The following is a 24939-nucleotide window of genomic DNA, read 5'->3' on the forward strand; positions in this document are numbered from 1 at the left end:
AGATTGCAGCCGTGCCGCTACATCTGACCAAGGTCGCCTATGGCTGCGACAGCATCGAATATCTGCAGGAGCGCCTCGCGCTCAAGGCGGCGCACCAGCCTGCCTTCCTGACCACGCGCTATCTGCCCAAAAGGCATGAAGAGATTGCCGGTGGATCGCTGTTCTGGATCATCAAGCACCAGTTGATCGGCCGCTCGCCGATCCTGGGCTTCGGCGAGGCCGAGGGCGGGCGCGTGGCGATCTATCTCGAGCCGAAACTGGTGCTCGTCCAGGCGCGGCCGAAGCGCGCGCACCAGGGCTGGCGCTATCTCGAAGGCAAGGACGCCCCGGTCGATCTGGGCGAGGCCGGTGCGGGGGTTGCCGAGATGCCGGCGGGCCTGGTCGGCGAACTCGCAGCGATGGGGCTGATTTGAGAGCGCATCGAACGCCCCCGTCCCGTTCGTGCTGAGCTTGTCGAAGCACCGCCTAAAGCGGTTCGCTTACGGATGGGTGCCCTTCGACAAGCTCAGGGCGAACGGAGGTTGCGCGCCGCTCAATTCGCGAGTTGCGGGAAGGCATTCCTAAACGCGGCGACCTTGGGCTTGTCCCAGCGCACGATGTAGGGGTGCGTCGGGTTCCGCCAGAAAAAGTCCTGATGCGCGGCTTCGGCGGGATAGAAAGCGCCGCTCTCGATCCTGGTCACGATCGGCCTGGGCCACGCTTTGGTGCGGCCGAGCTGCGCGATATAGGCGGTGGCGACACGGCGCTGGGCAGCGTCTTGCGGGAAGATCGCCGATCGATAGCTGGGGCCCACATCGGGGCCCTGGCGGTTGAGCTGGGTCGGATCGTGGGCGACCGAGAAATAGACGCGCAGCAGCGTGCCGTAGCTCACCTTCGTTGGATCGTAGACGATACGCACCGCTTCGGCATGGGCAGTGCGTTCGGTCGACACCTGGCCGTAGCTGGCAGTGCCCTTGGTGCCGCCGGCAAAGCCGCTGGTCACCGAATGCACGCCCTTCACCGACTGGAAGACGGCCTCCATCCCCCAGAAGCAGCCGCCGGCAAGCACCGCGACCTGCTCGTTCTTGCCGCCGGGAACATCCTGCGCCGGCGGCGGGATCGGCACCGCGCGCTCGGCGGCGGGGGCGGCGATCGCCGGCAGCAGCAATGCCGCTCCGGCGAGGCCAGCGGGAAGGGCCCATTTCAGCATGGGCGCAAGATCGTGCGTTCCGTGCCTCAGCGCAAGGCCGCGCAGGCAGTCTGGATGCGCGTGCACGCCTCGGTCAGCAAAGCCTCCGACGTCGCATAGCTGATCCGCATCGCCGGCGAGAGGCCGAACGCGGCGCCGTGCACCGCCGCGACCTTGGCCTCATCGAGCAGATAGGCGATCATTTCCTCGTCGGTGGTGATCGTCTGCCCCTTGGGCGTCGTCTTGCCGATCAGCCCGGCGAATTCGGGATAGACATAGAAGGCGCCTTCGGGGCGCGGGCAGGTCATGCCGTTGATCTGGTTGAGCATAGACACGACCAGATCGCGTCGCCCCTGGAACGCCGCGACGCGCTCCTTGAGGAAGCTCTGGTCACCGTTGAGCGCAGCGACCGAGGCCGCCTGCGAGATGCTGCACGGGTTCGACGTCGACTGCGACTGGAGCTTGCCCATCGCCTTGATGAGCCACACCGGGCCGCCGGCATAGCCGATCCGCCAGCCGGTCATCGCATAGGCCTTGGACACGCCGTTGGCGGTGAGCGTGCGATCGTAGAGCGAGGGGACGACCTGCGCGATCGTCGCGAATTCGAAGCCGTCGTAGAGGATGTGCTCGTACATGTCGTCGGCATAGATCAGCACGTGCGGGTGCCGCTCGAGCACTTCGCCGAGCGCCTTGAGCTCGGCAGCGCTGTACGCCGCCCCCGTCGGGTTGGACGGCGAGTTGAGCACAACCCATTTGGTCTTGGCAGTGATCGCGGCTTCGAGCTGCTCGGGACGGATCTTGTAATTCTGGTCGGCGCCCGCCGCGATGAACACCGGCTTGCCGCCGGCGAACTCGACCACGTCGGGATAGCTCACCCAATAGGGTGCGGGGATGACGACTTCATCACCGGCGTCGATCGTCGCACAGAAGGCATTGAACAAGGTGTGCTTGCCGCCCGAGTTCACGCTGATCTGGTTCTCGGCATAGGTCAGGCCGTTGTCGCGCGCGAACTTGGCGACCACCGCCTGCTTCAATTCGGGGGTGCCGTCGACATTGGTGTACTTGGTCTTGCCCGCGCGGATCGCCTCGATCGCCGCTTCCTTGACGAAATCGGGGGTGTCGAAATCGGGCTCGCCGGCGCCGAGGCCGATCACGTCGATGCCCTGCCGCTTCAGCTCGAACACGCGGCTCGTCATCGCGAGCGTGGCGGAGGGCTGGATGCGCTGGAGCGCGGCGGAGGTCTGCATGGTCCTGGGCCTTTTCCGGAAGGGAATGGCCGCGCCTATACGTCTGCCTTCGCCGGCTCCGCAACTGTAACGGCAGATACGAGTCCGCGCAGTGCATTGCCCAGCTGGAAACCGCCTGCGAGATCCTCCGGACGCAAATCCCGCTCGACCGCACGGCCGCTCTCGATCAGCTCGGCGCGGAGCACGCCGGGGAGCAGCCCGCGCGCCAGCGGCGGCGTGAGGAGCACGCCGTCGGCGCTTCCCACGAAGATGCTGGTGAAGCTGCCTTCGGTGAGGAAGCCCTGCGCGTCGGTGAATACGACTTCCGGCACGCCCGCCGCCGCACGCGCGCGATCGTAGAAGCCGCGGCGGCTGGTCTTGTGGCGCAGTCGAAAGTCGTCCGGCGCGACTTCGAGGGGGCGGATCGCCACACCCATCGGTTGATCGGATATCTCGGGCGAGGGGCTGATGCCGATCGAGATCGCGCCCGAGCGCCCGAGCAGCAGCCGCACCTTCGAAGGCGCCCGCAGCCGGAAAGTCGCGGCCTGGAGCTCGTTGCGTACCGAATGGCGGTCGAAAGCGAAGCCGAGTGCCGCCGCGCTGCTTTTCATCCGCCCAAGGTGGCGCTCGAGCAGCGGGATGCCCTCCATCGGATCGAAGCGCATCGTCTCGATCAGGTCGAACGGGCGCTCACCCGCCGTCACGAATGCGCCCTTGGCGAGGCATTCCTGCCATTCCTGCTCCGGGTCCGAATCGGCAACCACGCCCGACCCTAAACCCAAAACCGCGCGCGAGTCGCCCCCGGCAACGGTCAGCGTGCGGATCGCGACGTTGAACATCGCATCGCCGTTCGCGTCGAGCCGGCCGATCGCGCCGGTATAGATGCCGCGCGGCGCGTCCTCGGTTTCGGCGATGACTTCCATCGCCCGCAATTTGGGTGCGCCGGTGATCGAGCCGCAGGGGAACAAGGCCGCCAGCGCGTCGATCGCATCATGGTCCGGGTCGAGATCGGCGGTGATCGTCGACACCATCTGATGGACCGTCGGATAATGCTCGACATGGAAGAGCTGGGGCACCGCGACGCTGCCGGCGCGCGACACGCGGCTGAGATCGTTGCGCATCAGATCGACGATCATCAGATTCTCGGCGCGCTGCTTGGGATCGGCGCGCAGCTCCGCGGCATTGGCCGCGTCGCGCGCCGGATCCGTGTCACGCACGGTCGTGCCCTTCATCGGCTTCGCAGTGAGCCTGCCGCCCTCGAGCGCGAAGAAGAGCTCGGGCGAGAAGGACAGCAACCACTCCTCGCCGGTGGCGACGAGCGCGCCATAGCCCGCCGCCGCGCGCCCGCGCACCAGGGCATAGACCGAGGCGGGAGAGCCCGCCGTCGGCACTTCGGCGCGGAAGGTGAGATTGGCCTGGTAGATATCGCCCGCCGCAATCAGTTCGGCGACCCGGGCGAAGCTTTCGGCATAATCGCGGCGCGTGATCCGCGGTTCCGGCGCTCCGGCCCATGCCCCGGCGGGATCGGGCAGGATCGCTGCGGGGTCGACTTCCTCATAGCCGTTGAACAGCCCGAACCAGAGCAAGGGGCCCTGCCCGGCGAGATGCGCCAGCTTCGGCTCGAGCCCCGCCGCCGCCTCGTATCGGATATAGCCCGCCGCTTCGAGCCCGCGCGCACGCGCGGTCCGCAGCGCCTCGAGCGCGGGCCGGACCTGTTCGGGCCGGTCGGCACGCACGATCTCCACCGGATCGGCATAGAGCCGCGCCGCCGCGCCCCCCGGCCGGGCATCGTCGAACAGCACGAAGGGAGGAGCGGGCAACGCCATCGCGCTGCGCATGCCGCCGCCGCCGCCTTACGGCAAGCCCGTGTTGCCGCCGTACCCTGCGCGACCTATCAGCGGCGCATGTCGAACCCTCCGATGCGCGTGGCGATCGTGCCGGTCACGCCGCTCCAGCAGAATTGCAGCCTGCTCTGGTGCACGCGCACGATGCGCGGCGCCTTTGTCGATCCGGGCGGCGATCTCGATCGTCTCCGCGCGGCGGCCGCGCAGCACAAGGTGACGATCGAGAAGATCCTGATCACCCATGGCCATATCGACCATTGCGGACTGGCCGGCGAATTCGCCGCCGAGCTGGGTGTCGGCATCGAGGGCCCGCACGAGGCCGACCGCTTCTGGATCGACAGACTCGAAGAGGATGGCCGCAAATATGGCGTGCGCGGCGTGCCGTTCGAGCCCGGCCGCTGGCTGGCCGATGGCGACCAGGTGACCGTCGGGGAGCTGGTGCTCGACGTCTATCATTGCCCCGGCCACACGCCGGGCCATGTCGTCTTCCACCATGCGCCGTCGAAGCTGGCGATCGTCGGCGACGTGCTGTTCCAGGGATCGATCGGCCGCACCGACTTCCCCAAGGGCAATCATCAGGACCTGATCGACGCGATCACCGGCAGGCTATGGCCGCTGGGGGACGACACGGTATTCGTCCCCGGCCATGGCCAGCCGAGCAATTTCGCGCATGAGCGGCGGACCAATCCCTTCGTGAGCGATGCGGCGCTGGCGCGCGGCTAACCGACCGGGCGGATCTTGAAGACGGTGGTCGGCGGCTGCTTGGGCGCCTGCGCGCCGAGATAGATGGCATAGCCGGCGAGTGCCAGCATCGGCAGGAAGGTGAGCAGCATCCCCGCCTGCCGCATCCACAGCCGCGCGACCATCCCGACCGCATGGAGCGCCCGGCCGAGCAGAAACGCGGCGGCAAATCCCCAGAGCCAGATCGTCGGCCCCGTCGCGAGTTCGATCAGGGCAATGAGAATCAGCGTGATCGGCGCATATTCGGTGAAGTTGAGATGCGCGCGCATCCGCGTGGTCAGCTCGCCATTGGGACCCTCGCCATGGAGAATCCTGTTCGACACGCGGATTCGCGAGATTCGCACGCCGAGCCAAAAGTTGAGCAAAGCGGCGGCGCCGGCAGCGGTCAGCGTGACGGGCAGGAAGAGTGTCATGGAGGTCCCCTTTTGAGCTTCCGATCTGCCACGCCCTTGCAACTCGGGCAAGAATCGGTATACGCGCGGCCTCGCTTCGTGACCTGCCCCGTTGGTCCGGCGGGCAGCCGGCCTAACCGTCGCTTGCCCGGACACCTATGCGGGCGTATCGCGACCTGATTCATGTGTTCTTCGAAGTAAAGGTGCCTGAATGGCCGTTCCCAAGAGAAAGACCTCGCCCTCGCGGCGTGGCATGCGCCGGGCGCACGATGCGCTCACGGTCGATGCGTTCCAGGAATGCTCGAACTGCGGCGAATTGAAGCGCCCGCACAATCTGTGCACGGCGTGCGGCCATTATAACGGCCGCGAAGTCACCTCCGTCGAGGGCTGAGCCACGCACGCGACCCAGGGCCAGCCGGCATGACCACCCCAATGCGAATCGCCGTCGATGCGATGGGCGGCGACGAGGGGATCGCGGTTATGCTCGCGGGCGTTGCGCGTGCGCGCCGTCGTTTCGAGGGGATGGAATTCATCCTCGTCGGCGACGAGGCGCAGATTCGCGCGGGTCTCGAAAGCCACCCGAATTTGACGGCTGCGTCGGAGATCGTCCACGCGGCCGGCGTCGTCGCGGCCGATGAAAAGCCGAGCACCGCGATTCGCCGCGCCAAGACCACGTCGATGGGAATCGCCATCGATCAGGTGAAGCAGGGCAAGGCCGGCGCCGCGGTATCCTCGGGCAACACCGGCGCGCTGATGGCAATGGCGAAATTGTCGCTGCGGACGATGCCCGGCATCGATCGCCCGGCGCTCGCTGCCTTGATGCCGACGCTCGGCGAGAACGACACCGTCATGCTCGATCTCGGCGCCAATACCGAGGTCGACGCGCAGAACCTCGTCCAGTTCGCGGTGATGGGCGCCGCTTATGCGCGAATCGCGCTCGACCTCGAAAGCCCCCGCGTCGCGCTGCTCAACATCGGCACCGAAGAGATGAAGGGCACCGACAAGATCCGCGAGGCGGCCGCCGAGCTGCGCGCCGCCCGGCATCTCCGGCTCGACTTCAAGGGCTTCATCGAAGGCAACAAGCTCTCGCGCGGCGAAGTCGACGTGATCGTCTGCGACGGTTTCTCGGGCAATATCGCGCTGAAGACGATCGAAGGCACTGCGCGTTTCGTCGCGGACCTGCTCAAGCGCGCTTTCTCCAGCTCGACGCGCTCGAAGATCGGATTCCTGATCTCGCGCCCGGCCACCGAGCTGCTGCGTACCCATCTCGATCCCAACAATCACAATGGCGCGATCTTCCTCGGGCTGAACGGCATCGTCGTGAAGAGCCATGGCAGCGCGAACGAACTGGGCGTAGACACGGCAATCGGCTTCGCGGCGAAGATGCTGCGCGACGACCTCAATCGGCGAATCGCCGAGGATCTCGGGAATTTCGAGGCAAAGGCTGCGTGACCATTCGTTCGGTGATTATGGGTACCGGCTCCTTCCTGCCGGAACGACGCGTTTCCAATGCCGAGCTGGCGGAGCGCGTCGAGACTTCCGACGAATGGATCGTCGAGCGCACCGGAATCCGCTTCCGCCATATCGCCGGGGATGATGAGACCACGAGCACGCTGGCGACCGCGGCGGCGCGCGCCGCGCTCGAATCGGCAGGGATCGCCGCGACCGATATCGACCTGATCGTGCTGGCCACCGCCACCCCCGACCAGACCTTCCCGGCCAGCGCCACCCGTGTCCAGACTGCACTCGGCATCAACGACTGCGTCGCGTTCGACGTCGCGGCGGTATGCTCGGGCTTCCTCTACGCAGTGCAGGTCGCCGATTCGATGATCCGCGCGGGCGCACACCGGCGCGCGCTGGTGATCGGCGCGGAAACCTTCAGCCGCATCCTCGACTGGGAAGACCGCGCGACCTGCGTATTGTTCGGCGACGGCGCCGGCGCGATCGTGCTCGAGGGCCAGGAAAGCGACGCGGCGACCGGCCGCGGCATCCTCGCCACCCGGCTGCACGCCGATGGGCGCCACAACGACCTGCTCTATGTCGACGGCGGCCCCTCGACCACGGGCACCGTCGGCAAGCTGCGGATGAAGGGGCGCGAGGTCTTCCGCCACGCCGTGGTCAATCTCGCCGCGGTGATGGAGGAGACGCTCGGCGCCGCCGGACTGTCCTCGGACCAGGTCGACTGGGTGGTGCCGCACCAGGCCAATGCCCGCATCCTCGATGCCACTGCGCGCAAGCTCGGGCTTGCACCGGGCAAAGTGATCGTCACCGTCGACCAGCATGCCAACACCTCGGCGGCATCGGTGCCGCTCGCGCTCGATACCGCGGTCCGCGACGGGCGGATCAAGCGAGGCGACCTCCTGGTGCTCGAAGCCATGGGTGGGGGTTTTACCTGGGGTGCAGCGGTCGTACGTTTCTGATATGTGTCAGATTGGGTGATGAGTCGTTACCGAGGCGGAATGTTGAGGTTTGCGGCGTGATCGCAATCTGATAGAGTCAAGAACGTACACTGATTAACTTGGGGGACATGCCGACATGCCGGCTGCGGGCACGCTGACAAGGGCAGATCTGGCCGAATCGCTGCATCGCGAAGTCGGGCTCTCGCGCGCCGATGCCTCGCGTCTCGTCGAGCAGATTCTAGCCCATATGTGCGAAGCCCTTTCGAAGGGCGAGAACGTCAAGATCTCCGGTTTCGGCAGCTTCATCCTGCGCGACAAGGGCGAACGGGTGGGCCGCAATCCCAAGACCGGTGTCGAAGTACCGATCGCACCCCGCAGGGTGCTTACTTTCAGAGCCAGCCAGATGATGCGCGACCGCATCGTGGCAGGCAACTGAGAAGCGCCGTGCCCCCCGCGGAGAAGGCGGCAGGCGCCCTCCGCACCATAGGGGAACTCGCGCAGGAAATCGGCCGACCCCAACATATATTAAGGTATTGGGAGACCCGCTTCCCCCAACTCCGCCCGCTGACCCGCGCGGGCAACCGCCGCTATTACCGGCCCGACGATGTCGCTCTGGTGCGGCGCATCCACCATCTCCTCGCCGACCAAGGCTATACGATCCGCGGCGTGCAGAAGCTGCTGGCCGACGAAAAGGCGGCTAGTCGCGGTGCGCCCCGGAGCAGCGCCCAGGCCTTCACCGCGATCCGCGACGCGCTGGTCAAGGCGCTCGAAGAGGATGGCGGCTAGCACATCATTGTTCGTCACCCCCGCGAAAGCGGGGGCCCATCTCCGGCACGCGCATTCCGGCGGAACAGCTGTTGGACTGATTGGCTAACGCACGAGATGGGTCCCCGCTTTCGCGGGGATGACGGTTTGGATCAGGGCGTATCCGGCCCGAGGCTGGGATCGAGATCGCGCGGGCGCACGAAGCGCACCAGCGTGGCACTGCCGGCCTTCACCTCTTCCCAGCCGGCAATGTCGAAGGTCATCTCGGCCAGGGTCGCCGTGGGAAACTTGATCTCGACTTCGTCGCGCAGCGCGCCGCCGTCGGGCACCAGCAGCAGCACCAGTTCCTCGAGCCCCGGATTATGCCCGACGAGGAGCACGTGATCGGCCCCTTCGGGCAGCCCGTGGACGACGTCGAGCAGAGTCGCGGTCGAGGCGAGGTAGATGCGCTGGTCCCAGGCGGGGGCGAGATCGCCGCCATAGCCCTGGCCGACATGATCGAGCGTCTCGACCACGCGCACCGCGGGCGAGGCGACGACGCGCTCGAAGGCGAGGCCCAGCGACTTCATGTGGCGGCCGACCATCGCGGCGGCGCGCTGGCCCTTGGGGTTGAGCGGCCGATCGAAATCGCGCGCGACCGGATCGTCCCAACCCGACTTGGCGTGGCGCAGCAGCGTGAGCGTCTTCATCACTTCCCCAGGCTCGTCAGGCGTTCGCGGGCGCCTCATGCCGCAATCGGCTCTCGAGGGAAAGCCGAACGCGCGCCACGGCCTCGTCGAGCGACACCCGCGCCACCGGCGTGCCCGGCGGAAACGCGTCGAGCAGCCGCGACGGGCTCGCCGCGGAGAGCAAGACGAAGGCGCCGCGATCGTCGGCCCGGCGAATCAGCCGGCCGAACGCCTGCGCCAGCCGTGCGCGGACGATGCGATCGTCATAGGCGGTGCCGCCGCCGGCAAGCCGCCGCGCCGCATGGAGCACGCTCGGCTTGGGCCAGGGTACGCCTTCCATCACCACCAGCCGCAGCGAATGGCCGGGGACGTCGACCCCGTCCCTGAGCGCATCGGTGCCGAGCAGCGATGTCCGCGGATCGTCGCGAAAGATGTCGACCAGGGTGCCGGTGTCGATCGGATCGACATGCTGGGCGAGCAATGGCAGGCCCTCGCGCGCCAGCCTATCGGCGATGCGGGCATGGACCGCGCGGAGGCGGCGGATCGCGGTGAACAGCCCGAGCGTGCCGCCCTCCGCCGCGACGACCAGCCGGGCATAGGCATTGGCGAGCGCGGGCAAGTCGCCGCGCTTGACGTCGGTGACGATGAGCACTTCGGCCTGGCCCGGATAATCGAACGGGCTGACCGCCTCGAATCGCTGGGCGGGGCGCAACAGATGCGACGCGCCGGTACGCGCCTCGGCAACGTCCCAGTCGCCGCCTGCTCGGAGCGTCGCCGAAGTGATCACTGCGCCGTGCGCAGGCTCGAGCACGGTCTTCGCGAAAGGCTTGGACGGATCGAGCCAGTGGCGGTGGAGCCCGACATCATATTCGCGCCCCTCGACTCGATCGACCGCGAGCCAGTCGACATATTCGGGATCGGCAGGCCCGCCGATCCGGGCGATCAGCGCCAGCCATGCGCCGACGGTCTCGGTGCGCCAGCCCAATGAGGCGATCGCGCCCTCGATTCGCGCGCGCGCCGGGCCGTCCATCCAGTCGGGCGCATCGGCGAGCACGGCTTCGAGCCGGCGCCCGAGCTTGACCAAGGGGCGGACGAGCGCGTCGAGCGCCGCCCCTGCGGGCCCCGCCGCCTCGACCAATGCGCCGTCGGGCTCGGCCAGCTCGGTCTCGAGGCCATAGCCCGCATCGCCCGAACCATTGACGTCACGCGCATAGACCAGCCCGCGTACTGCCGCGAGCAGCGCCTCCACGGGCCCGAACGGCTCGCCTTCGTTCAGCCGCTGAAGCCAGCCGTCGCTCGGCAGCGCGCGGGCGGCATCGACTGCCTCGGCGATCGCGAGACCGCCTTCCTCGTCATAGCTGGCGACATCGGAAAGCCGCGCAGCCAGTCCGCGCCGGCGGCCGCGCGATCCCGATTCGGGGCCGGTGATCCAGCGGCGGATCTCGATCGCTTCCTGTCCGGTGAGCGCCGCCGAGAACATCGCGTCGGCGGCGTCGAACAGATGATGCCCTTCGTCGAACACATAGCGCGTGGGCCGCGTCGCCGACTCCCGCCCCCGCGCCGCGTTGACCATCACCAATGCGTGGTTAGCGATGACGATGTCGGCCTCGGCGGAGGCACGCGCCGCGCGCTCGATGAAGCATTTCCGGTAATGCGGGCAGCCGGCATAGATGCATTCGCCCCGCCGGTCGGTCAGCGCAGTCGAGCCGTTGCGGCGGAACAGAGTGGGCAGCCAGCCGGGCAAATCGCCGCCGATCATATCGCCATCGGCGCTGTACGCCGCCCAGCGCGCCACCAACTGCGCGAGGATAGCCGCGCGGCCGGCGAACCCGCCCTGCAGCGCATCTTCGAGATTGAGCAGGCAGAGATAGTTCTCGCGGCCCTTGCGCGTGACGATCTTGCGCTTGCGCGTCTCCGGGTCGGCGAACAGCCGATCGCCTTCCTGCGCGAGCTGGCGCTGCAGCGCCTTGGTGAAGGTCGATACCCAGACCGGCCCTTCGGCGCGCTCGGCCCAGAGCGAAGCGGGGGCGAGATAGCCGAGCGTCTTGCCGATCCCCGTGCCCGCCTCGGCGAGGATGAGATTCGGTGAATCGCGCATTTCGCGCGGGGCGAAGGCACCGGCGGCGGCGGCGGCATAATCGCGCTGCCCCTGGCGCCGCTCGGCACCGCTGCCGGTGAGCCGCGCCAGCCGTTCGGCGATATCCGTATCGGCGAGCGTGATGGTGCGCGGCGCGGGGCGCGGCGGGCGCTCCTCCCATTCGGGAAGTTTCGAGAACAGCCAGCGTTCGGCCTGGCCAGGCTTGGCGATTGCCGGACTCAGTGCCGGCGCCCAGGGCCAGCGCAGCCGGAACAGCGACTGGAGCGAATTCCACGCCCCTTCGCGCTCGGGCCATTGTCCGGTGGGCACCGCCAGCAACGCCGCGGCGGCATCGCGCAGGAAACCGGCGACGTCGGTATCGCTCGCCGGCGCATCGATCCCGGCGGCGCGGGCGAGGCCCTTGGGTGTGGGCACCATGAACCGTGCGGGGCGGAGGAAGGCGAAAAGTTCGAGCAGATCGAGCCCGTTGATTTCCGGATGGCCGAGTCTTTGACCGATCAGTGGGGCGTTGAGCAGGATCGTAGGCGTATCGGCGGCGATCCGGATCGCCTCGCCCCGGCTGACGGCACGCGTTTCCTCCGCGGTTGCGATCCAGATGCCGCCATGGCTGGCGTGGAGCGCGGGATAGGGCAGAGGCGGCGTCATCGGCGTGTCAATCTGTACGCTTTTCGTTCCGCGTCGCCAGCCGAAATCGCGTGTCAAGCGCGGCAAAGTTGCGGTACTCGCATGTCATTCGTCAACTTTGCCCCTTGGCAGGCCGCGTCTCGGCGGCGTCGAGAACGCCGCACGTATCGCGGCCATCGCCATGCGGCTTTCGAAGCTGTGGATCGTCCCGACATATCTGCCGCGATAGAAACGCGGCCGGGTCGAGCCATACCGCACCTGATCGATCATGAAAGCGAGCGCGCGTTCGCGTGCTTCGTCTTCGACGATGTGCCACGCCAGCGCGAAGCTCTCGGCATGCGGGCGGCGGCGCAGACTATAGGCGGAGGCACCGCTCATCCCGACCGAGCGCGCCGCCTGCGCGACCACGCCGGTTCTGGCAAGCGCGGCGATGAACCCGCGCTGGCGCTCGGGCGTCCAGCCGTCGTGGCGATGCCGGGTGAGCGGGACGGGGGTGAAATCGGGGAGCTCGTCCTCGATGTCGGGCGGATCGGGAGGCGACGACTCGTGCATCCACGAGTCTATCCCAGACGAAATCCTACATTGGAAGGGGGAGGGCGAGGTCTGCTGACGCCCCAATAGCTGCCCCTCAGATCCTCCCCGTTCCGGGGAGGATCTGAGGGGCAGCTAACCGCCACTTCCCTCCGTTCGCAATCCTGGGTCTGCGCTCCATGGAACTCTTGGAGCATCGTGTCGCTTGCGAAGGGCGGGCGACAAGGACAACATCGGGCGATGGGATGGGTGGCAGAATTTCTGATCCAGGGCTTCTGGGAAAGCCTTGTAGAAGCTGCATACCGCAAATGGGGTTGGGTCGGTGGTATGGTGGCGTTTGCTGCCCCCTTTCTGCTGATCGGGCTGATCATCGCCGTGGCGCTCTGGTCCTAGCCGCCGCTTCCGCCTGCGCGACGCCGAACGGCATATTGTAACCGGTTTCATGGTGCGGCATGTTCCGGCTCCGAATCGAAGGGGGAGACCTGCATGCGCTTGCTGCTCGGGATTCTGGCGCTCGGGACTGCTTTCCTCACACTGCCCGTTCAGGCGCAGCCCGGTGATGCCGAGTTCAGCGCGCGCCTGCATCGCATCGCAGTTCAGCTCGGGCTGCCGGGCTTCAGCGCCGCCGTCGTGCGCGACGGCAAGATCGTCTATCGCCATCAGGAAGGCGTGGCGGACCGGAGTTCGGGCGCGCCGATCGGCGCCGACTCGCTGTTCGGCATAGCATCGGTCACCAAGTCGATGACCGGGATCATCCTCAGCCAGCTCGAGGCGGAGGGGAAAATCCGGCTGGACGATCCATTGCTCGCTTATCCGCTCAACACCGGCTGGCATCCGCCGGAAGGGATCGGCGATCCCAACATCACGCTCGGCGACGTGCTCAGCATGAGCGCGGGAGACCGGCCGGGCCGGACCTATGTTTACAACGGCGCGCGCTTCAATCTCCTGTCCGGCGTTTTCGACAAGATCAGCACCTCGCCGTCGCCACAGAGCTATGTGGCGCAGAACCGCCAGCGAATCCTGACTCCGCTCGGCATGGCCGAGACCATGACGGGCTATCAGAAGGACAACCCGCTCGCGATCCGCGCGGTCAAGCGCTACCAGGCCGAAATCTCTCCTACCGGCTGGAACTATGTCGAGCGGCCTTATGACTGGGATGCGGCCTATCCGGCCTCGGGCCTGATCTCGACGATCGACGATCTGGCCAAATATGCGGCGGCGCTCGACCGCAACGCACTGATCGGACAGGCCGCTTATGACCGCCTGACGGCGCCCCGGAACGGACATCCCTATGGCTATGGCTGGTTCACGCAACGGAGCGCGGGAGTGCGGCTGCATTGGGTGTTCGGCTATGGCCAGGCCGAATCCGCATTGTTCCTGCGGGTGCCGGACAGCAAGCTGACCTTCATCTTCCTCGCCAATGCGGACACGCCGTCCGCGCTGGCGCAGCTCGATTATGCCGATGTGCTGCGCCAGCCGTTCGGCCTGGCATTCATCGACAGCTGGGTGAAAGGCGGCAAGGCGATCGATTTCGACCGGCCGACAGCCGATGTCGCGCGCACGATCGGCACGAAGCCGGCGCCGATGGCAGTGGAGCAATTGCTCGACGAGGCACTGCTCCAGGCATTCCGCGCACGCATGACCGGCCAAGGCGGCGATCGCGCGGTCGCGCTGAGCGAGTTGCTGTTGCAGGTGGCGCCCGAACGCTTCGCACAGCCCGATGTCTATATGCTGCGCCTGTTGTCGGACGTCACGTCGCCTCGGCTGGAACCGGCGGCGCGCCGGCTGCTCACGCGCTTCGATCTCGACGCCGATCGCCGCCCGGTGATCCCGTTCTGGAGTGGCAACGTGCTGGAGAAGCTGGGCGATTCCGCAGGCGCAATGAAGCTCTACGCGCTGCTGTGCGATCGGGAGGGGTTCGATGATGAGCCGCTGAAGGCGCAAGCGTGCGAACGGCTCGGCGCGCAGGAGCTGGCGGCGGGGCAGGTCGAGGCCGGGCGGCGGCATTTGTGGCATTCGGCGCGCATCTCGCGCCTCGCCAATGACGGCGGCGAGTTCGACCGCAAGCTCGCACTCCTCGCCGGAACCGGTCCGAAGCGTTGAACTGACGGCGGCGCGCGACGCTGGCTCCCTGCGCCGGTCTTCGCTAGACGCACCCGATCATGACCGACATCGCACCCGAACTGCGCGCCGCAGCGCTCGCCTCCAAGGCCTGGCCCTATGAAGAGGCGCGCAAGCTGCTCAAGCGCTATCCGGACGGCGCGCCGGCAAAGGGCCATGTGCTGTTCGAGACCGGCTATGGCCCGTCGGGGCTGCCGCATATCGGCACGTTCAACGAAGTGCTGCGCACGACGATGGTGCGCCGCGCGTTCGAGACCTTGTCGGACATTCCGACGCGCCTGATCGCATTCAGCGACGATATGGACGGGCTACGGAAAGTGCCGGACAACGTGCCCAACAAGGAGATGCTGGCCGAGCATCTCGGCAAGCCGCTGACGCGGATCCCCGATCCGTTCGGCACGCATGAGAGCTTCGCCGCGCACAACAACGCGCTGCTCCGCGAATTCCTCGATCGCTTCGGCTTCGACTATGAGTTCGTCTCGTCGACCGAACATTACGAGGGCGGCAAGTTCGACGAGGCACTGAAGGGTGTGCTGCGCCATTATCAGGGCATCATGGACGTGATGCTGCCGACGCTGCGCAAGGAGCGCCAGGCGACCTATTCGCCGGTGCTGCCGGTGAGCCCGAAATCGGGCGTGGTGCTGCAGGTGCCGATCGAAGTGCTCGATCCCGACGCGGGGATGATCGCGTTCGAGGATGAAGGCGAGCGGATCGAGCAGTCGATCCTCGGCGGGCAGGCCAAGCTGCAGTGGAAGGTCGACTGGGCGATGCGCTGGGTGGCGCTCGGCGTCGATTACGAGATGTCGGGCAAGGATTTGATCGATTCGGTGATCCAGTCGTCGAAGATCACGCGGGTGCTGGGCGGCAGGCCGCCCGAGGGCTTCAACTACGAGATGTTCCTCGACGAGAAGGGCGAGAAGATCTCCAAGTCGAAGGGCAACGGGCTTAGCCTCGAGCAATGGCTGACCTATGGGCCCGACGAGAGCCTGGCCTTCTACATCTATCGCGAGCCGAAAAAGGCCAAGGCGCTGCATCTCGGGCTGATCCCGCGCGCGGTGGACGATTACTGGCAGTTCCGCGGCAATTATGCCGCCCAGCCGATCGAGCAGAAGCTCGGCAATCCGGTGCACCATATCCATAACGGCCCGCCGCCGGCGGAGACCTTGCCGGTGACGTTCGGATTGCTGCTCAACCTTGTCGGCGTGATGGGCGAGGCGAGCAAGGAGCAGGTCTGGGCCTATCTCGCAAACTATGTCCCCGATGCGACGCCGGAGAGCTATCCGGCGCTCGATGGCCTGATCGGCTATGCGCTGGCTTATGCCCGCGATTTCGTGACGCCGACGCTCAAGAAGCGCACGCCCGAAGGCGTGGAAGTCGAGGCGCTCCGGCGGCTCGATACCGACCTGGCCGCGCTCCCGGCCGATGCATCGGCCGAGGACATCCAGAACCTAGTCTACGAGATCGGCAAGACCGGCGGGTTCGAGAATTTGCGCGACTGGTTCAAGGCGCTGTACGAGACCCTGCTTGGCTCCGAGCAGGGACCGCGCATGGGCAGCTTCATCGCGCTCTACGGGATCGAGAACAGCCGGAAACTGATCGCAGAGGCACTGGCCAGGGCATGATCCGACGCGTCCGCTCGGCTACCCGCGACTTCCTCCATAGCGAGGCGGCAGGCGGGATCGTGCTGATGGCGGCGGCGGCGTGCGCGATGCTCGTCGCCAATCTGCCCGGGCTGTCCGCGGACTATTTCCACCTGCTCCATCTCGAGACCGGCCCGGTGATCAGCCCGAAATACGGGCCGATGAGCGTGCATCTGTGGATCAACGACGCGGCGATGGCCTTGTTCTTCCTGCTCGTCGGGCTGGAGATCAAGCGCGAGTTCGTCGTCGGGCGGCTGGCGAGCTGGGACCGGCGGCGACTGCCCGTGCTCGCCGCCGCGGCCGGGATGGCAGTGCCGGCATTGCTCTATCTGCTGGTGGCGGGGCATCAGCCCGCATTGGTCCGCGGCTGGGCGATCCCTGCGGCGACCGACATCGCCTTCGCAATCGGGATCCTGGCAATCCTCGGCAAGCGCGCGCCGACGTCGCTCAAGCTGTTCCTGACCACCGTGGCGATCGTCGACGACCTCGGCGCGGTGGTGATCATCGCCTTGTTCTACACCGCCAAGCTCGACCTGGTGTCGCTGGCATTGGCGGCGGGGGTGCTGCTGGTGATGTTCGGGCTCAACCGCGCCGGTGTGCGGCGGCTGTCGCCCTATCTGCTGCTGGCGGCCTTGCTCTGGGTGTTCGTGTTCCGATCGGGAGTGCATGCGACGATCGCGGGCGTGCTCGCGGCACTGGCCATCCCGATTTCGCGCGATCCGGGCGAATCGCCGCTCCACCGGCTCGAACATGCGCTGCATCCGTGGTCGGCGTTCCTCGTGGTGCCTTTGTTCGGCTTCGCCAATGCTGGCGTGTCGCTCGCGGGCGTGACCCCGGCGGTGCTGCTCGATCCGCTGCCGCTCGGCATCGCGCTGGGGCTATTCGTCGGCAAGCAGCTCGGCATCTTCGGCGCGATCGTCGCCGCGCACCGCATCGGTTTCGCACCGAAGCCGGGCTGGTCGAGCTGGCCGCAAATCTATGGCGTGTCGCTGCTCGCCGGAATCGGCTTCACGATGAGCCTGTTCATCGGCGGGCTGGCTTTCGCAGGCGACGCAGCACTCGCCGATGAGGTCAAGATCGGGGTGCTCGCGGGATCGGTGCTGTCGGCAGTCGCGGGCTATCTCGTCCTGCGCTTCGCACCGCCACGCCGCGCGCTGGCGATCAAGCTGATCGCACGGCGGCGGGGCCCCTGAGCGCGCGGCGTTCGGCCAGCACCGCGACGCACCAGACCAGGAAGCCGCCCAGCGCCAGCCCCGCGCCGACATAGCCGGTCGAAGTCCAGCCCCAGCCCGCGGCGATCGCCATTCCGCCGAGCCACGGCCCGAGCGCATTGGCGGTGTTGAATGCCGAATGGTTGAGCGCCGCCGCGAGCATCTGGGCATTGCCGGCGACGTCCATCAGCCGCGTCTGAAGGATCGCACCGAGCGCCCCGGCGAAACCGATCGCGAAGACCGCGAGGCAGATCGACCAGAGATGCGCGGCGGCAACCGGATAGAGTGCGAGCGCCGCGGCGCTGCCGAGCAGCAATACCGCCGCGGTGGGCATCAGCGCGCGATCGGCGAATTTGGGGACGATGATGTTGCCGATGGTCATCCCGGCGCCGAACACCGCGAGCACGACCGGGATCATGGCCGCGGAGACGTGCGTCACTTCGAGCAAAGTCGAGGCGACATAGGTATAGACGCAGAACAATCCGCCAAAGCCGATCGCGCTGATCCCGAGCGTGAGCCACACCTGGCCGTTCGCCAGCGCACCGAGTTCGCGCAAGGGGCTCGCGTCCTGCGCCGGCCGGTCCCGCGGGGCGAGCCACCAGACCAAAGCCATGGTGAGCGATGCGAGCACCGCCACGACGGCGAAACCCCAGCGCCAGCCGATCGCCTGGCCCATCCAATTGGCCAAAGGCACGCCGATCACCGTCGCGATCGTCAGCCCGAGCAGCACCCGCCCCACCGCCTGCGAACGCTGGTTGTCGGGCACCAGCGACGCGGCGACCAGGGCGGCGATACCGAAATAGGCGCCGTGCGGCAGCCCGCTGAGGAAGCGGAACACCAGCATCCAGCCATAGGTCGGCGCCAGCGCACTCAGGGCGTTGAACAGGCCGAAGCTCGCCATCAGCAGGATCAGCAGCGTCCGCCGCGCCATCTTCGCGCCCAGCACCGCGAGCAAAGGCGCGCCCACCACCACGCCGAGCGCATAGGCGCTGATCACGTGCCCCGCGGTGGGCTCGTCGATGCCCAACCCTTGCGCGAAATAAGGCACGAGGCTCATCGTCGCGAATTCGGTGGTCCCGATCGCGAACCCGCCCATCGCCAGCGCGAAATGGACGAGCGCGACGGGCGTGGTGCGGGCGGCGGGGGCGTGCATCCGCCCCCAAGTGGTCACGCTGCACTGCAGCGTCAACCGGGCGGCGCCGCACATACGAATGCAGCCGCAAGAACTGCGGTCAGCGCGCGATTGCGGCACATACAGCCCGGCCCGGCATGCCCCGCTCCGATTCGAGGAAGTCGGTCATCCGGTCGGGGTTCGGCGCAACCCAGTTCTTCTGGAGCAACGCAGCGATCTGGCCGCGATGATAGGTGCCGTGCATGGCGACGTGCATCAGCATCTCGCCGCGCGTCATCCGCGCCGGCCCACCGTTTGAATATTCGAATTCGATGATCGCGTCGCGCCGTTCGGGGGTCAGATCCTCGGCATAGTCGACATACCATGCCGCGATGGCGCGCGCCTTGCGGTCGATGGCTTCGAACGAAGGCAGCTCGATCGACCGCGGCGCCAGATGGCCGTGAAACCCGGCTTCGAGATTGTGGCAGAAGATCTCGTCGACGACATGGATGTGATCGAGCAGCCGCAGCACGAGGATGCGGTCGGGCTCGACGATCCGCCCGAGATTCTCGGCGATCACGTCGTTCAGGCCATGGGTCGCCCAGCGCTTGTAGCGCATCGCGGCGCGATGGGGGCAATTCGACATCGGATTCCTCGCTTGCGGTTGCGGGCCGCGAATTTGCGAGCTATCGCTCACATTGTCTACTCGCATTGGGGGGAATGCCGCCGTGGCGCGCGCCGTGTCGACGATCCCGCGGAAATCCGCGTCGCAGAAGCGCTCGCAGGCGACTGTCGATACGCTGCTCGACGCGACTGCTCGCGTTCTGGTGCGCGAGGGATATGACCGTGCCAGCACCAACCGCATCGCCGCGGTGGCGGGGGTCAGCATCGGTTCGCTCTACCAATATTTCCCCGGCAAGGAGGCGCTGGTCACAGCGCTGGTGGCGCGGCACAATCGCGAGATGCTCGCGTTGCTGCGCGGCGCGATGGCAGCGGTGGCGACGCTGAGCGTGGCCGAGGCGGTGCGGCTGCTGGTCGCGGCGATGATCGATGCGCATCGCGTCGATCCCGAGCTGCACCGGATCTTCGACGAGCAGGTGCCGCGGATGGGCCAGCTCGCCGGGATCGAGGCGATCGAGCAGGAGACGTTCGCGCTGGTCCGCGCATTCTTCGAAGCGCGCCACGACGAGATCACGGTCCGCGACCTCGATACCGCGACCTATATCTGCGTCACCTCGGTCGAGACGCTCACGCACGACTTCGTCATCCGCCGGCCGGAAGCGAGCGCAGCCGAGCAGGCCGCGATGGTCGAGGAAATCACGCGCCTTCTGGTCGGCTATCTCGAGCCCACCGCCCGCGCTGCCTGAATGCAGGAAGGGCGACCGTCACCGGCCGCCCTTCCGATCTCCGCGAGGCGAATCGTTCAGAGCTTTTCGGTCAGCTCCGGGACGATCTTGAACAAGTCGCCGACCAGGCCGATGTCCGCGACCTGGAAGATCGGGGCGTCCTCGTCCTTGTTGATCGCGATGATCGTCTTCGAGTCCTTCATGCCGGCGAGATGCTGGATCGCGCCGGAGATGCCGATCGCGATATAGACTTCGGGCGCGACGATCTTGCCGGTCTGGCCCACCTGATAGTCGTTCGGCACATAGCCGGCGTCGACCGCGGCGCGCGAGGCGCCGACCGCGGCGCCGAGCTTGTCGGCGAGCGGTTCGATGATCGCATGGAAGTTCTCGCTGTTCTGCAGCGCGCGGCCGCCCGAGACGATCACCTTGGCGGCGGTCAGCTCAGGACGCGTCGATTCGGCGATCTCGGCACCGGCGAAGGTCGACAAACCCTTGTCACCCGCACCCGACACCGCCTCGACCGTGCCGCTGCCGCCGCTGGTCGCCGCCTTGGCGAAGGCGGTGCCGCGCACGGTGATCACCAGCTTCTTGTCGCTGGTCTGGACGGTGGCGATCGCGTTGCCGGCATAGATCGGCCGGGTGAAGGTGTCCGGACCCTCGACCGAGAGGATATCGGAAATCTGCATCACATCGAGACCCGCGGCGACGCGCGGCGCGATGTTCTTGCCGGTGGTCGTCGCCGGGAACACCACGGCATCATGGCTGTCCATCAGGCCCACGATCAGCGGCGCGACATTCTCGGCGAGCGCATGCTCATAGGCCGCCTCGTCGGCGAGATGGACCTTGCCCACGCCGGCGATCTTCGCGGCTTCGTCGGCCACCGCGGCGGCGCCCAAGCCGGCGACGAGGAGATGGACCTCCCCCAGCTGCGAGGCGGCGGTGACGGCGGCGAGCGTCGCGTCCTTGACGTGCTTGTTGTCGTGTTCGACCCAGACCAGGGTTTTCATAGCTTCTCTCTCCGTTCGCCCTGAGCTTGTCGAAGGGCGGTGAGACTCACTCGGGCTTCGACAAGCTCAGCCCGAACGGGTGGTTACTTTGCGACGCCGAGACCCTTGAGCTTCTCGACCAACTCGTCGACGCTGCCCACCTTGATGCCTGCCTGGCGCTTGCCGGGCTCGACGACCTTGAGCGTCTTCAATCGCGGCGAAACGTCCACGCCGTAATCGGCGACGGTCTTCTTCGCGACCGGCTTGGACTTGGCCTTCATGATGTTGGGCAAGGTGGCGTAGCGCGGCTCGTTGAGGCGGAGATCGGTGGTGACGATCGCCGGCAGCTTGAGATCGACCGTCTCGAGCCCGCCATCGACTTCGCGCGTCACCTTCACGCCGTTGCCGCCCAATTCGACCTTCGAGGCGAAAGTGCCCTGGCTCCAGCCGAGCAAAGCCGCGAGCATCTGGCCGGTCTGGTTCGAATCGTCGTCGATCGCCTGCTTGCCGAGGATGATCAGCCCCGGCTGCTCCTCTTCGGCGACCTTGGCGAGCAATTTGGCGACGCCGAGCGGCTCGATCTCGTCTTCGGTGGCGATCAGGATCGCGCGGTCCGCGCCCATCGCGCGCGCAGTGAGCAATATGTCGGTCTCGGCCTTGGGCACGCCGATCGTGACGACGACGACTTCGGTGGCCGCGCCCTTCTCCTTCAGCCGGACCGCCTCTTCGATGGCGATCTCGTCGAAGGGGTTCATGCTCATCTTGACGTTGGCGAGGTCGACCCCCGTCCCGTCCGCCTTCACGCGAGGCTTCACGTTGTAGTCAAGCACCCGCTTGACCGGCACAAGGACCTTCATCTGCTTCTCTCCTTTGGCTCACCCCAATTCCGGGGAGGAAAGGTCGAGCCTCGAATAAAACTCCACTGGCTTACGTTTACGCGAACGTCAACCTGCGCGCGACCGCGCGAATTCGGCTATCAGCGGTTCGAAAGATTCGGGCGGCGGAAACGTCTCGAAGCTGTGCGTAGCTCCGGTCTTGGCCCAGGGCAGAGCCTCGGACGTGAAGCTTTCGAGAAAAGGCGGGTCGGCCGGCGGCACGTCGAGCAGCGTGGTGCGCACATTGACGAAGGCATCGAAGCCTTCGGGCCGGGTGAACATCCAGCTCATGCAATGGCCGCAGAAATAATGCCGCGTCGCGCCGTGGAGCCCGCCGATCACCGGTTCGCCGGCGATGACTTCGAACTGTTCCGCGGGCCAGGCGCCGCTCACCGAATAGGCACTGGCACTCATCCGCTGGCAGCCGCGGCAATGGCAGGCGCCGGTGAAGATCGGCGTACCGGACAGGCGGAAGCGGACGCGCCCGCAGCGACATCCGCCTTCCACCATGCCGGGCGCGTCGGTCATGCCGCCTGCTGGACCTCCGCGACGATCTTCTTCGCGGCGTCGCCAAGGTCGTTGGCGGCGACGATCGGCAAGCCCGAATTGGCGAGGATGTCCTTGCCCTGCTGGACGTTGGTGCCCTCGAGGCGGACGACCAGGGGAACCGAGAGGTTCACTTCCTTCGCCGCGGCGACGATGCCCTCGGCGATGATGTCGCAGCGCATGATTCCGCCGAAGATGTTGACGAGGATGCCCTTCACCGCCGGATCGCTCAGGATGATCTTGAACGCCGCGGTGACCTTCTCCTTGTTGGCGCCGCCGCCGACGTCGAGGAAGTTGGCCGGGAACATGCCGTTCAGCTTGATGATGTCCATCGTCGCCATGGCGAGGCCGGCGCCGTTGACCATGCAGCCGATATCGCCGTCGAGCTTGATGTAGGCGAGGTCGTATTTCGACGCCTCGAGCTCCATCGGATCCTCTTCGGTCTCGTCGCGCAGCTCGGCGAGGTCCTTGTGGCGGAACATCGCATTGCCGTCGAAAGCGACCTTGGCGTCGAGCACGAGAAGCTTGCCGTCGTCGGTGACGGCGAGCGGATTGATCTCGATCTGCTCGGCATCGGTGCCGAGAAAGGCGTCGTAAAGCTTCGAGGCGGTCGACGCGGCCTGCTTGGCGAGATCGCCGGTCAGCCCGAGCGCGGCGGCGACGGCGCGGCCGTGATGCGGCATGAAGCCGGTCGCCGGGTCGATGTCGATGCTGTGGATCTTCTCGGGCGTGTCGTGCGCGACGGTCTCGATGTCCATGCCGCCCTCGGTCGAGGCGACCATCGAGATGCGGCCGGTGGCGCGATTGACCAGAAGCGCGAGGTAGAATTCCTTGGCGATGTCGACGCCGTCGGTGACGTAGAGGCGATTGACCTGCTTGCCGTGCTCGCCGGTCTGGATCGTCACCAGCGTGTTGCCGAGCATGTCGGTCGCCGCGGCGCGGACCTCGTCCTCGGTCTTGGCCAAGCGGACGCCGCCCTTGGCATCGGGGCCCAGTTCCTTGAACTTGCCCTTGCCGCGGCCGCCGGCATGGATCTGCGCCTTGACGACATAGAGCGGCCCGGGAAGCTTCTTCGAGGCCTCGACGGCCTCCTCGACGCTGAGCGCGGCAAAGCCGGCGGGGACGGGCACGCCGAACTTGGCGAGCAATTCCTTGGCCTGATATTCGTGGATGTTCATGGGCGCGCCCTCGTGTTGCCGGCGAAGTTTGCGAGCGCCTTAAGCACGGCGCTGCGATGAATCCAAATCTTTTCCGCTCAAATGCGATTGCGAGGTAATCGCAATAATACCCGTGCGGTGGGTACGACCCACTTGATCCTCCCCGTGCCGGGGAGGATCTAATGCGACTAGCCCAGCCCCGTCGCGCAAAGCGCAGCCGAGCTGGAGGTGACCCCGAGAATCTCGGCATCACCGAGCGCGCGGACGCGGTGGAGGAACTGGTCGATCGACTCGGATCCGCGCGCCTTGGGCAGATCGGCGATTCGCATCAGCTGCTTGAGCGAGAGGCGATCGGCCATGCGCTCGGCCATGCACGCCGACAGCGGCTCGGGCAGTCCTGCATTGGTCAGACCGGTCCGCAGCCGCGCCTCGGGAACCGCGCATCCGGCCAGCGAGACCAATGCCGCACCCGCAACCAGCAACCTCGCAACCATCGTCTCGCCTCGCTATATCGCCGATATGCATCCCGCTTTGGGCATCCTGCTGTTTTTGGCAACGATCCTGGCGATGGAAGGCTTCGCCTATGTCGCCCATCGATGGGTGATGCACGGGCCTGGCTGGTTCCTGCACGCGAGTCATCATCGCCCGCGTACCGGCGCGTTCGAGCGCAACGACCTCTATGCCGTGCTCTTCGCCATTCCCTCGATCGTGCTGCTGCTGGGTGGGGTCCAGCTCGGCTGGTGGCCGGGGTCGACGTGGATCGGTGCGGGGATCGCCGCTTATGGCGCGATCTATTTCGGTTTCCACGACATCATCGTCCATCGCCGGCTGCCGCATCGTTATGTGCCCCGCTCGCGCTACATGAAGCGGATCGTCCAGGCGCACCGGCTGCATCATGCGGTGGCGAGCAAGCACGGCGCGGTGAGCTTCGGATTCCTCTGGGCGCCGCGCGCCGACATCCTCAAACGCCGGCTCAAGGCGCGCGGCGACTTGATCAGGGTTAATATGGACCCGGATTGACGCGCGCCGCCCCCGAGCACACATCAGAGTCCATGGAACAGCTCAATCTGTCCGAGTCCGAGTGGCGCAAGCGGCTCACTCCCGAACAATTCCATGTGCTGCGCGAAGCCGGCACCGAACGCGCCTTTTCTGGGCGCTACAACGACAACAAGGCCGATGGCATCTACGCTTGCGCCGCGTGCAAGCTCGATCTGTTCGACAGCATCGACAAATATGATTCGGGATCGGGCTGGCCGAGTTTCACGCAGCCGATCGCGCCCGATCATGTCGTCGAGCATGCCGATGTCAGCCATGGCATGCGCCGCGTCGAGGTGCGTTGCGCGCGCTGCGACGGCCATCTCGGCCATGTCTTCCCCGATGGGCCACCGCCCACGGGACAGCGTTACTGCATGAATTCGGTTAGCCTCGATTTTCGTTCACGCGGCGGCAACCCGAATGGGGTTAGCGAACCTTCCGGCTCCTGATTCTTG

The 24939-nt window shown here is 66.7% G+C and carries 28 protein-coding genes; 14 read left to right on the forward strand and 14 right to left on the reverse strand.

Annotation, left to right across the window (positions count from 1 at the left end):
* Nucleotides 1–11: 11 nt before the first annotated feature.
* Entirely contained in the window at nucleotides 12–413 is a 402-nt protein-coding gene (locus ASE13_RS10980; RefSeq protein WP_056615384.1) for a DUF1489 family protein, read from the forward strand.
* Between the two features lie 119 nt (nucleotides 414–532).
* Here ASE13_RS10980 and msrA read toward each other — a convergent pair whose 3' ends face one another.
* The 3 genes from msrA to pabB are packed head-to-tail and all read right to left on the reverse strand — an operon-like array spanning nucleotide 533 to nucleotide 4220.
* Nucleotides 533–1189, reverse strand: coding sequence for a peptide-methionine (S)-S-oxide reductase MsrA (gene msrA, locus ASE13_RS10985; protein WP_056615387.1), 657 nt, complete (start codon nucleotides 1187–1189; stop codon nucleotides 533–535).
* Nucleotides 1190–1215: 26 nt separating this feature from the next.
* Nucleotides 1216–2415 (reverse strand): pyridoxal phosphate-dependent aminotransferase, encoded by a 1200-nt coding sequence (locus tag ASE13_RS10990; protein ID WP_056615391.1) that lies wholly within the window; start codon nucleotides 2413–2415, stop codon nucleotides 1216–1218.
* 35 nt (nucleotides 2416–2450) lie between these two features.
* The gene (gene pabB, locus ASE13_RS10995; protein ID WP_056617663.1) at nucleotides 2451–4220 is read right to left on the reverse strand and encodes an aminodeoxychorismate synthase component I; all 1770 of its coding nucleotides are present in this window, start codon (nucleotides 4218–4220) and stop codon (nucleotides 2451–2453) included.
* Nucleotides 4221–4298: 78 nt separating this feature from the next.
* Between pabB and ASE13_RS11000 the strand changes: the two genes are divergently transcribed.
* Nucleotides 4299–4961: an MBL fold metallo-hydrolase gene (locus tag ASE13_RS11000; RefSeq protein WP_056615394.1), complete on the forward strand. Its 663-nt coding sequence runs from the start codon at nucleotides 4299–4301 to the stop codon at nucleotides 4959–4961.
* Here the strand turns inward: ASE13_RS11000 and ASE13_RS11005 are convergent.
* The gene (locus ASE13_RS11005; RefSeq protein ID WP_056615396.1) at nucleotides 4958–5392 is read right to left on the reverse strand and encodes an MAPEG family protein; all 435 of its coding nucleotides are present in this window, start codon (nucleotides 5390–5392) and stop codon (nucleotides 4958–4960) included. The two genes, ASE13_RS11000 and ASE13_RS11005, sit on opposite strands and share 4 nt — an antisense overlap.
* Before the next feature lie 190 nt (nucleotides 5393–5582).
* Here ASE13_RS11005 and rpmF point away from each other — a divergent pair, with 190 nt between their 5' ends.
* The 5 genes from rpmF to ASE13_RS11030 all read left to right on the forward strand — a co-directional run bounded on the left by rpmF (nucleotide 5583) and on the right by ASE13_RS11030 (nucleotide 8556).
* Entirely contained in the window at nucleotides 5583–5762 is a 180-nt protein-coding gene (gene rpmF / locus ASE13_RS11010; RefSeq protein WP_056615402.1) for a 50S ribosomal protein L32, read from the forward strand.
* Between the two features lie 29 nt (nucleotides 5763–5791).
* On the forward strand, nucleotides 5792–6823 hold the full coding sequence (gene plsX / locus ASE13_RS11015) for a phosphate acyltransferase PlsX (RefSeq protein WP_056615404.1): 1032 nt from the start codon (nucleotides 5792–5794) through the stop codon (nucleotides 6821–6823).
* A gap of 17 nt (nucleotides 6824–6840) precedes the next feature.
* Nucleotides 6841–7791 (forward strand): beta-ketoacyl-ACP synthase III, encoded by a 951-nt coding sequence (locus tag ASE13_RS11020; RefSeq protein ID WP_056617665.1) that lies wholly within the window; start codon nucleotides 6841–6843, stop codon nucleotides 7789–7791.
* 115 nt (nucleotides 7792–7906) lie between these two features.
* Complete coding sequence (locus ASE13_RS11025) at nucleotides 7907–8206, forward strand: integration host factor subunit alpha (protein ID WP_029936899.1); 300 nt, start codon at nucleotides 7907–7909, stop codon at nucleotides 8204–8206.
* Between the two features lie 8 nt (nucleotides 8207–8214).
* Nucleotides 8215–8556 (forward strand): MerR family transcriptional regulator, encoded by a 342-nt coding sequence (locus ASE13_RS11030; protein ID WP_056615407.1) that lies wholly within the window; start codon nucleotides 8215–8217, stop codon nucleotides 8554–8556.
* Nucleotides 8557–8687: 131 nt separating this feature from the next.
* On the opposite strand, the gene ASE13_RS11035 is transcribed toward ASE13_RS11030, so the two are convergent.
* From ASE13_RS11035 to ASE13_RS11045, 3 genes are all read right to left on the reverse strand, one after another.
* Nucleotides 8688–9224 (reverse strand): SixA phosphatase family protein, encoded by a 537-nt coding sequence (locus tag ASE13_RS11035; protein WP_056615410.1) that lies wholly within the window; start codon nucleotides 9222–9224, stop codon nucleotides 8688–8690.
* 16 nt (nucleotides 9225–9240) lie between these two features.
* Complete coding sequence (locus ASE13_RS11040) at nucleotides 9241–11946, reverse strand: ATP-dependent DNA helicase (protein ID WP_056615413.1); 2706 nt, start codon at nucleotides 11944–11946, stop codon at nucleotides 9241–9243.
* An 84-nt stretch (nucleotides 11947–12030) separates the two neighbouring features.
* Nucleotides 12031–12477 (reverse strand): hypothetical protein, encoded by a 447-nt coding sequence (locus ASE13_RS11045; protein WP_056615416.1) that lies wholly within the window; start codon nucleotides 12475–12477, stop codon nucleotides 12031–12033.
* Nucleotides 12478–12696: 219 nt separating this feature from the next.
* Here ASE13_RS11045 and ASE13_RS19845 point away from each other — a divergent pair, with 219 nt between their 5' ends.
* The 4 genes from ASE13_RS19845 (at nucleotide 12697) to nhaA (ending at nucleotide 17410) form a co-directional block, all read left to right on the forward strand.
* The gene (locus ASE13_RS19845) at nucleotides 12697–12849 is read left to right on the forward strand and encodes a hypothetical protein (protein WP_156404859.1); all 153 of its coding nucleotides are present in this window, start codon (nucleotides 12697–12699) and stop codon (nucleotides 12847–12849) included.
* Nucleotides 12850–12942: 93 nt separating this feature from the next.
* A complete protein-coding gene (locus tag ASE13_RS11050; RefSeq protein ID WP_056615419.1) occupies nucleotides 12943–14559 on the forward strand; it encodes a serine hydrolase domain-containing protein in 1617 nt (538 codons plus the stop codon).
* A gap of 59 nt (nucleotides 14560–14618) precedes the next feature.
* Nucleotides 14619–16199 (forward strand): lysine--tRNA ligase, encoded by a 1581-nt coding sequence (locus ASE13_RS11055; RefSeq protein WP_056615422.1) that lies wholly within the window; start codon nucleotides 14619–14621, stop codon nucleotides 16197–16199.
* Nucleotides 16196–17410, forward strand: coding sequence for a Na+/H+ antiporter NhaA (nhaA, locus tag ASE13_RS11060; protein ID WP_056615427.1), 1215 nt, complete (start codon nucleotides 16196–16198; stop codon nucleotides 17408–17410). The genes ASE13_RS11055 and nhaA overlap by 4 nt, the downstream gene beginning before the upstream one ends.
* Here nhaA and ASE13_RS11065 read toward each other — a convergent pair.
* The gene (locus ASE13_RS11065) at nucleotides 17379–18581 is read right to left on the reverse strand and encodes an MFS transporter (protein WP_056617668.1); all 1203 of its coding nucleotides are present in this window, start codon (nucleotides 18579–18581) and stop codon (nucleotides 17379–17381) included. The two genes, nhaA and ASE13_RS11065, sit on opposite strands and share 32 nt — an antisense overlap.
* A 79-nt stretch (nucleotides 18582–18660) precedes the next feature.
* Complete coding sequence (locus ASE13_RS11070) at nucleotides 18661–19185, reverse strand: DinB family protein (RefSeq protein WP_162254689.1); 525 nt, start codon at nucleotides 19183–19185, stop codon at nucleotides 18661–18663.
* A gap of 82 nt (nucleotides 19186–19267) precedes the next feature.
* On the opposite strand from ASE13_RS11070, the gene ASE13_RS11075 reads away from it, so the two are divergent.
* The gene (locus tag ASE13_RS11075) at nucleotides 19268–19906 is read left to right on the forward strand and encodes a TetR/AcrR family transcriptional regulator (protein WP_056615433.1); all 639 of its coding nucleotides are present in this window, start codon (nucleotides 19268–19270) and stop codon (nucleotides 19904–19906) included.
* 56 nt (nucleotides 19907–19962) lie between these two features.
* On the opposite strand, the gene ASE13_RS11080 is transcribed toward ASE13_RS11075, so the two are convergent.
* The 5 genes from ASE13_RS11080 to ASE13_RS11100 all read right to left on the reverse strand — a co-directional run bounded on the left by ASE13_RS11080 (nucleotide 19963) and on the right by ASE13_RS11100 (nucleotide 23943).
* Nucleotides 19963–20892 carry an electron transfer flavoprotein subunit alpha/FixB family protein gene (locus ASE13_RS11080; protein WP_056615434.1) on the reverse strand — a complete coding sequence of 310 codons (930 nt, stop codon included), beginning with the start codon at nucleotides 20890–20892 and terminating at the stop codon, nucleotides 19963–19965.
* Nucleotides 20893–20975: 83 nt separating this feature from the next.
* Nucleotides 20976–21728: an electron transfer flavoprotein subunit beta/FixA family protein gene (locus tag ASE13_RS11085; protein ID WP_056615438.1), complete on the reverse strand. Its 753-nt coding sequence runs from the start codon at nucleotides 21726–21728 to the stop codon at nucleotides 20976–20978.
* Between the two features lie 87 nt (nucleotides 21729–21815).
* Nucleotides 21816–22274 carry a GFA family protein gene (locus tag ASE13_RS11090; RefSeq protein WP_056615441.1) on the reverse strand — a complete coding sequence of 153 codons (459 nt, stop codon included), beginning with the start codon at nucleotides 22272–22274 and terminating at the stop codon, nucleotides 21816–21818.
* Complete coding sequence (sucC, locus tag ASE13_RS11095; RefSeq protein ID WP_056615444.1) at nucleotides 22271–23470, reverse strand: ADP-forming succinate--CoA ligase subunit beta; 1200 nt, start codon at nucleotides 23468–23470, stop codon at nucleotides 22271–22273. The genes ASE13_RS11090 and sucC overlap by 4 nt, the downstream gene beginning before the upstream one ends.
* A gap of 167 nt (nucleotides 23471–23637) precedes the next feature.
* A complete protein-coding gene (locus ASE13_RS11100) occupies nucleotides 23638–23943 on the reverse strand; it encodes a hypothetical protein (protein WP_056615447.1) in 306 nt (101 codons plus the stop codon).
* Between the two features lie 25 nt (nucleotides 23944–23968).
* Between ASE13_RS11100 and ASE13_RS11105 the strand changes: the two genes are divergently transcribed.
* Both ASE13_RS11105 and msrB read left to right on the forward strand, forming a co-directional pair.
* Nucleotides 23969–24469 (forward strand): sterol desaturase family protein, encoded by a 501-nt coding sequence (locus tag ASE13_RS11105; protein ID WP_056615450.1) that lies wholly within the window; start codon nucleotides 23969–23971, stop codon nucleotides 24467–24469.
* 32 nt (nucleotides 24470–24501) lie between these two features.
* Nucleotides 24502–24933, forward strand: coding sequence for a peptide-methionine (R)-S-oxide reductase MsrB (gene msrB / locus ASE13_RS11110; RefSeq protein WP_056615454.1), 432 nt, complete (start codon nucleotides 24502–24504; stop codon nucleotides 24931–24933).
* Nucleotides 24934–24939 lie beyond the last annotated feature (6 nt).

Source organism: Sphingomonas sp. Root241 (assembly GCF_001428865.1).
GTDB lineage: Bacteria > Pseudomonadota > Alphaproteobacteria > Sphingomonadales > Sphingomonadaceae > Sphingomonas.

Coding starts and splice junctions, on each gene's coding strand:
- msrA (WP_056615387.1), bottom strand. CDS start 1,189: ATGCTGAAATGGGCCCTTCCCGCTGGCCTCGCCGGAGCGGCATTGCTG.
- ASE13_RS10990 (WP_056615391.1), bottom strand. CDS start 2,415: ATGCAGACCTCCGCCGCGCTCCAGCGCATCCAGCCCTCCGCCACGCTC.
- pabB (WP_056617663.1), bottom strand. CDS start 4,220: ATGGCGTTGCCCGCTCCTCCCTTCGTGCTGTTCGACGATGCCCGGCCG.
- ASE13_RS11000 (WP_056615394.1), top strand. CDS start 4,299: ATGTCGAACCCTCCGATGCGCGTGGCGATCGTGCCGGTCACGCCGCTC.
- ASE13_RS11005 (WP_056615396.1), bottom strand. CDS start 5,392: ATGACACTCTTCCTGCCCGTCACGCTGACCGCTGCCGGCGCCGCCGCT.
- rpmF (WP_056615402.1), top strand. CDS start 5,583: ATGGCCGTTCCCAAGAGAAAGACCTCGCCCTCGCGGCGTGGCATGCGC.
- plsX (WP_056615404.1), top strand. CDS start 5,792: ATGACCACCCCAATGCGAATCGCCGTCGATGCGATGGGCGGCGACGAG.
- ASE13_RS11020 (WP_056617665.1), top strand. CDS start 6,841: ATGGGTACCGGCTCCTTCCTGCCGGAACGACGCGTTTCCAATGCCGAG.
- ASE13_RS11025 (WP_029936899.1), top strand. CDS start 7,907: ATGCCGGCTGCGGGCACGCTGACAAGGGCAGATCTGGCCGAATCGCTG.
- ASE13_RS11035 (WP_056615410.1), bottom strand. CDS start 9,224: ATGAAGACGCTCACGCTGCTGCGCCACGCCAAGTCGGGTTGGGACGAT.
- ASE13_RS11040 (WP_056615413.1), bottom strand. CDS start 11,946: ATGACGCCGCCTCTGCCCTATCCCGCGCTCCACGCCAGCCATGGCGGC.
- ASE13_RS11045 (WP_056615416.1), bottom strand. CDS start 12,477: ATGCACGAGTCGTCGCCTCCCGATCCGCCCGACATCGAGGACGAGCTC.
- ASE13_RS19845 (WP_156404859.1), top strand. CDS start 12,697: ATGGGATGGGTGGCAGAATTTCTGATCCAGGGCTTCTGGGAAAGCCTT.
- ASE13_RS11050 (WP_056615419.1), top strand. CDS start 12,943: ATGCGCTTGCTGCTCGGGATTCTGGCGCTCGGGACTGCTTTCCTCACA.
- ASE13_RS11055 (WP_056615422.1), top strand. CDS start 14,619: ATGACCGACATCGCACCCGAACTGCGCGCCGCAGCGCTCGCCTCCAAG.
- nhaA (WP_056615427.1), top strand. CDS start 16,196: ATGATCCGACGCGTCCGCTCGGCTACCCGCGACTTCCTCCATAGCGAG.
- ASE13_RS11065 (WP_056617668.1), bottom strand. CDS start 18,581: ATGCACGCCCCCGCCGCCCGCACCACGCCCGTCGCGCTCGTCCATTTC.
- ASE13_RS11070 (WP_162254689.1), bottom strand. CDS start 19,185: ATGTCGAATTGCCCCCATCGCGCCGCGATGCGCTACAAGCGCTGGGCG.
- ASE13_RS11080 (WP_056615434.1), bottom strand. CDS start 20,892: ATGAAAACCCTGGTCTGGGTCGAACACGACAACAAGCACGTCAAGGAC.
- ASE13_RS11085 (WP_056615438.1), bottom strand. CDS start 21,728: ATGAAGGTCCTTGTGCCGGTCAAGCGGGTGCTTGACTACAACGTGAAG.
- ASE13_RS11090 (WP_056615441.1), bottom strand. CDS start 22,274: ATGACCGACGCGCCCGGCATGGTGGAAGGCGGATGTCGCTGCGGGCGC.
- sucC (WP_056615444.1), bottom strand. CDS start 23,470: ATGAACATCCACGAATATCAGGCCAAGGAATTGCTCGCCAAGTTCGGC.
- ASE13_RS11100 (WP_056615447.1), bottom strand. CDS start 23,943: ATGGTTGCGAGGTTGCTGGTTGCGGGTGCGGCATTGGTCTCGCTGGCC.
- ASE13_RS11105 (WP_056615450.1), top strand. CDS start 23,969: ATGCATCCCGCTTTGGGCATCCTGCTGTTTTTGGCAACGATCCTGGCG.
- msrB (WP_056615454.1), top strand. CDS start 24,502: ATGGAACAGCTCAATCTGTCCGAGTCCGAGTGGCGCAAGCGGCTCACT.